Source organism: Psychrobacter sp. FME6 (assembly GCF_014861365.1).
GTDB lineage: Bacteria > Pseudomonadota > Gammaproteobacteria > Pseudomonadales > Moraxellaceae > Psychrobacter.
In genome coordinates this window covers 1-5582 of sequence record NZ_RRYW01000133.1, presented here as the reverse complement: position 1 = coordinate 5582, position 5582 = coordinate 1, and the positions used below count along the sequence as shown (strand labels likewise).

General features: G+C 48.5%; 2 tRNA genes and 3 rRNA genes. All 5 read right to left on the bottom strand.

The window, feature by feature from the left end:
• Positions 1-8: 8 nt before the first annotated feature.
• A 5S ribosomal RNA gene (gene rrf, locus EI162_RS13125) occupies positions 9-123 on the bottom strand.
• A gap of 116 nt (positions 124-239) precedes the next feature.
• Positions 240-3099 (bottom strand): 23S ribosomal RNA (locus tag EI162_RS13120).
• A gap of 319 nt (positions 3100-3418) precedes the next feature.
• Positions 3419-3494 (bottom strand) — tRNA-Ala (locus EI162_RS13115).
• A gap of 10 nt (positions 3495-3504) precedes the next feature.
• Positions 3505-3581 (bottom strand) — tRNA-Ile (locus EI162_RS13110).
• Between the two features lie 76 nt (positions 3582-3657).
• Positions 3658-5196: ribosomal RNA gene (locus EI162_RS13105) — 16S ribosomal RNA — on the bottom strand.
• The 16S, 23S and 5S rRNA genes sit together here with 2 tRNA genes alongside, the layout of an rRNA operon.
• Between the last annotated feature and the right edge of the window lie 386 nt (positions 5197-5582).

The following is a 5582-nucleotide window of genomic DNA, read 5'->3' as shown; positions in this document are numbered from 1 at the left end:
GAATAGAGAGCTGACGATGACCTACTCTCACATGGCCGGAGCCACACTACCATTGGCGCGATGATGTTTCACTTCTGAGTTCGGTAAGGGATCAGGTGGTGCCATCATGCTATTGTCGTCAGCAAAGGGGGTTAGATATGAGTCTGTTTGTTTGACTTATCATCCTACTTGACTGAATCAAGGTTATAGGTGATATCGAAATAATTGGCTGTCTTGATACAAAACCACTTGGGTGTTGTATGGTCAAGCCAAACGAGCAATTAGTACAGGTTAGCTACACACATCGCTGTGCTTCCACACCCTGCCTATCAACGTCCTAGTCTTGAACGGCTCTTTAGGGAAATCTAATCTTGAGGTGGGCTTCCCGCTTAGATGCTTTCAGCGGTTATCCCATCCGAACGTAGCTACCGGGCAATGCCATTGGCATGACAACCCGAACACCAGCGGTTCGTCCACTCTGGTCCTCTCGTACTAGGAGCAGATCCTCTCAAATTTCCAACGCCCACGGTAGATAGGGACCGAACTGTCTCACGACGTTCTAAACCCAGCTCGCGTACCTCTTTAAATGGCGAACAGCCATACCCTTAGGACCTGCTTCAGCCCTAGGATGAGATGAGCCGACATCGAGGTGCCAAACACCGCCGTCGATATGAACTCTTGGGCGGTATCAGCCTGTTATCCCCAGAGTACCTTTTATCCGTTGAGCGATGGCCCTTCCATACAGAACCACCGGATCACTAAGACCTACTTTCGTACCTGCTCGACTTGTGGGTCTCGCAGTTAAGCGCGCTTTTGCCTTTATACTCTATGAACGATTTCCGACCGTTCTGAGCGCACCTTCGTACTCCTCCGTTACTCTTTAGGAGGAGACCGCCCCAGTCAAACTACCCACCATACATTGTCCTCGGTATTGTTATACCTGAGTTAGAACCCCAACATGACCAGGGTGGTATTTCAAGATTGGCTCCACCAAGACTAGCGTCTCGGCTTCAAAGCCTCCCACCTATCCTGCACAAGTCAGGTCAAAGTTCAATGTAAAGCTGTAGTAAAGGTTCACGGGGTCTTTCCGTCTAGCCGCGGGTACACAGCATCTTCACTGCGATTTCGATTTCACTGAGTCTCTGCTGGAGACAGCGCTGCCATCATTATGTCATTCGTGCAGGTCGGAACTTACCCGACAAGGAATTTCGCTACCTTAGGACCGTTATAGTTACGGCCGCCGTTTACTGGGGCTTCGATCAAGAGCTTCGCTTACGCTAACCCCATCAATTAACCTTCCAGCACCGGGCAGACATCACACCCTATACGTCCACTTTCGTGTTTGCAGAGTGCTGTGTTTTTAATAAACAGTTGCAGCAGCCTGGTATCTGCGACTGCCAATAGCTTACGGAGCAAGTCCTTCACCATCAGCAGCGTACCTTCTCCCGAAGTTACGGTACCATTTTGCCTAGTTCCTTCAGCAGAGTTCTCTCAAGCGCCTTGGTATTCTCTACCTGATCACCTGTGTCGGTTTAGGGTACGATTCGTTTATGACTATTGCTTAGAAGCTTTTCCTGGAAGCATGGTATTTGCCACTTCGTCCTACAAGTAGGACTTGCTATCAGATCTCGGTATAAAACAGCCCGGATTTACCTAAGCTGTAAACCTACATCCTTCCACTCAGACAACCATCGCTGAGCTGGCATAACCTTCTCCGTCCCTCCATCGCATCATAAACAAGTATCAGAATATTAACTGATTTCCCATCGACTACGCCTTTCGGCCTCGCCTTAGGGGTCGACTCACCCAGCCCCGATTAACGTTGGACTGGAACCCTTGATCTTCCGGCGTGCGAGCTTTTCACTCGCATTATCGTTACTCACGTCAGCATTCGCTCTTGTGATACCTCCAGCACACTTTACAATGCACCTTCACAGGCTTACACAACGCTCCCCTACCACTTGAAAACAAATTCAAATCCGCAGCTTCGGCTCCTAGTTTGAGCCCCGTTACATCTTCCGCGCGGGCCGACTCGACTAGTGAGCTATTACGCTTTCTTTAAAGGATGGCTGCTTCTAAGCCAACCTCCTAGCTGTCTATGCCTTCCCACCTCGTTTCCCACTTAACTAGGAATTTGGGGCCTTAGCTGGCGGTCTGGGTTGTTTCCCTCTCCACAATGGACGTTAGCACCCACTGTGTGTCTCCCGGATATCACTCATCGGTATTCGGAGTTTGCATCGGTTTGGTAAGTCGGTATGACCCCCTAGCCGAAACAGTGCTCTACCCCCAATGGTGTTCGTCCGAGGCGCTACCTAAATAGCTTTCGGGGAGAACCAGCTATCACCGAGTTTGATTAGCCTTTCACCCCTATCCACAAGTCATCCCCTGGCTTTTCAACGACAGTGGGTTCGGTCCTCCGGTGCCTGTTACGGCACTTTCAACCTGCTCATGGATAGATCACTCGGTTTCGGGTCTATACCCTGCAACTAAACGCCCTATTAAGACTCGGTTTCCCTACGGCTCCCCTAAATGGTTAACCTTGCTACAGAATATAAGTCGCTGACCCATTATACAAAAGGTACGCGGTCACCCTAATAAATTAAGGCTCCCACTGCTTGTACGCACACGGTTTCAGGTTCTATTTCACTCCCCTCACAGGGGTTCTTTTCGCCTTTCCCTCACGGTACTGGTTCACTATCGGTCAGTCAGGAGTATTTAGCCTTGGAGGATGGTCCCCCCATCTTCAAACAGGATTTCTCGTGCCCCGCTCTACTTAATATGTTAACGCTAATGTTTCGAATACAGGACTATCACCTACTACGGTCAGCTTTCCCACGCTGTTCTTCTACATTAGCACTAATCGGCTTCTCCCCGTTCGCTCGCCGCTACTAGGGGAATCTCAATTGATGTCTCTTCCTAAGGGTACTGAGATGTTTCACTTCCCCTCGTTCGCTTCTTGTACAAGTACAAGATACCTAGCTTATGCTAGGTGGGTTTCCCCATTCAGAAATCTCCGGATCACAGGATATTGCCGCCTCCCCGAAGCTTATCGCAGGCTGTCACGTCTTTCATCGCCTCTGACTGCCAAGGCATCCACCATGTGCGCTTAATTACTTGACCATACAACCCCAAAGGGTCTTTGTCAGCAATTATAACGATATCACCTATGTTTACGCTTGATTCAGTTCTCTTTACTTTTTTAATAACTCACTACTGGGATAACAACTGATGTCGTTAAATAGCGAGTTATTAAGGTTAGGAACAACGCGTGAACACGTGTTCCTAACCCAGACTCATATCTATGTTTTTAAATAGTTCCTATGCTCTCGTCGAGTCATAAGTTTCCGTATAAAACAGAAGTAAATAATCAGCAATGATCACTTAATTCTATTTGATACCTATCTATTTATTCGCACTTAAAGCTTACTACCGTCTATAGTGGTGGAGCCAAACGGAGTCGAACCGTTGACCTCCTGCGTGCAAGGCAGGCGCTCTACCAACTGAGCTATGGCCCCATGTAATAAATGGTGGGTCTAGGTGGACTTGAACCACCGACCCCCGCGTTATCAACACGGTGCTCTAACCAGCTGAGCTACAGACCCTAATACGTTCGTTATAAACGTAAGCTTAAACTAAAGAACAACTTGTTGTGAATTCTTGCTGACCGAATGCCATCTATAAGGAGGTGATCCAGCCGCAGGTTCCCCTACGGCTACCTTGTTACGACTTCACCCCAGTCATCAACCACACCGTGGTGAACGCCTCCCCGAAGGTTAAGCTATCCACTTCTGGTGCAATCAACTCCCATGGTGTGACGGGCGGTGTGTACAAGGCCCGGGAACGTATTCACCGCGGCATTCTGATCCGCGATTACTAGCGATTCCTACTTCATGGAGTCGAGTTGCAGACTCCAATCTGGACTACGATAGGCTTTTTGAGATTCGCATCACATCGCTGTGTAGCTGCCCTCTGTACCTACCATTGTAGCACGTGTGTAGCCCTGGTCGTAAGGGCCATGATGACTTGACGTCGTCCCCGCCTTCCTCCAGTTTGTCACTGGCAGTATCCTTAGAGTTCCCGGCTTAACCCGCTGGTAACTAAGGACAAGGGTTGCGCTCGTTACGGGACTTAACCCAACATCTCACGACACGAGCTGACGACAGCCATGCAGCACCTGTATTCTAATTCCCGAAGGCACTCCCGCATCTCTGCAGGATTCTAGATATGTCAAGACCAGGTAAGGTTCTTCGCGTTGCATCGAATTAAACCACATGCTCCACCGCTTGTGCGGGCCCCCGTCAATTCATTTGAGTTTTAACCTTGCGGCCGTACTCCCCAGGCGGTCTACTTATTGCGTTAGCTGCGTCACTAAGTCCTCAAGGGACCCAACGACTAGTAGACATCGTTTACGGCGTGGACTACCAGGGTATCTAATCCTGTTTGCTACCCACGCTTTCGAGCCTCAGTGTCAGTATGATGCCAGAAGGCTGCCTTCGCCATCGGTATTCCTCCAGATCTCTACGCATTTCACCGCTACACCTGGAATTCTACCTTCCTCTCACCTACTCTAGCTCAACAGTATCAGATGCAGTTCCCAGGTTAAGCCCGGGGATTTCACATCTGACTTATCAAGCCACCTACGCTCGCTTTACGCCCAGTAATTCCGATTAACGCTTGCACCCTCTGTATTACCGCGGCTGCTGGCACAGAGTTAGCCGGTGCTTATTCTGCAGCTAATGTCATCGTCCGTGGGTATTAACCACGGAGTCTTCTTCACTGCTTAAAGTGCTTTACAACCAAAAGGCCTTCTTCACACACGCGGCATGGCTGGATCAGGGTTGCCCCCATTGTCCAATATTCCCCACTGCTGCCTCCCGTAGGAGTCCGGGCCGTGTCTCAGTCCCGGTGTGGCTGATCATCCTCTCAGACCAGCTACAGATCGTCGCCATGGTAGGCCTTTACCCCACCATCTAGCTAATCCGACTTAGGCTCATCTAATAGCGAGAGCAGTAAACTGCCCCCTTTCTCCCGTAGGTCGTATGCGGTATTAATTCGAGTTTCCCCGAGCTATCCCCCACTACTAGGTAGATTCCTAAGTGTTACTCACCCGTCCGCCGCTCGACGCCTGATAGCAAGCTATCATCGTTTCCGCTCGACTTGCATGTGTTAAGCCTGCCGCCAGCGTTCAATCTGAGCCATGATCAAACTCTTCAGTTTAATCTTGCTATGAAGCTCTTTAAAGAAGCTTCTAAACTTGGCTCATCTAATCTGGCAAAATCGCTAAAAATTATGTTCGTAATGAATTAACTTTGAGTTTTTCTGCTGTCTTAAATGATAATTTTTATAGTTAGAATTGATTCCGAAAAGAAATCAAAACCAACTTTATTTTTTAGCATTCTGAATCAGCAAAAATCCACACAAGTTGTTCTTTAGTTATGCTTTTAAATAGTGTCTCATCTCTGTCGTCCAGTAGATGATTTATCTGGTATTGCTTGTTGCTAGTCGGTTAAGTTAATAACTTATCCTATCTAGCGAGCCGACTATCATATCATAATGATTTGGTTTGTCAAGCTTTTTTATAATTTGTTTCAATGAGTTAGCTG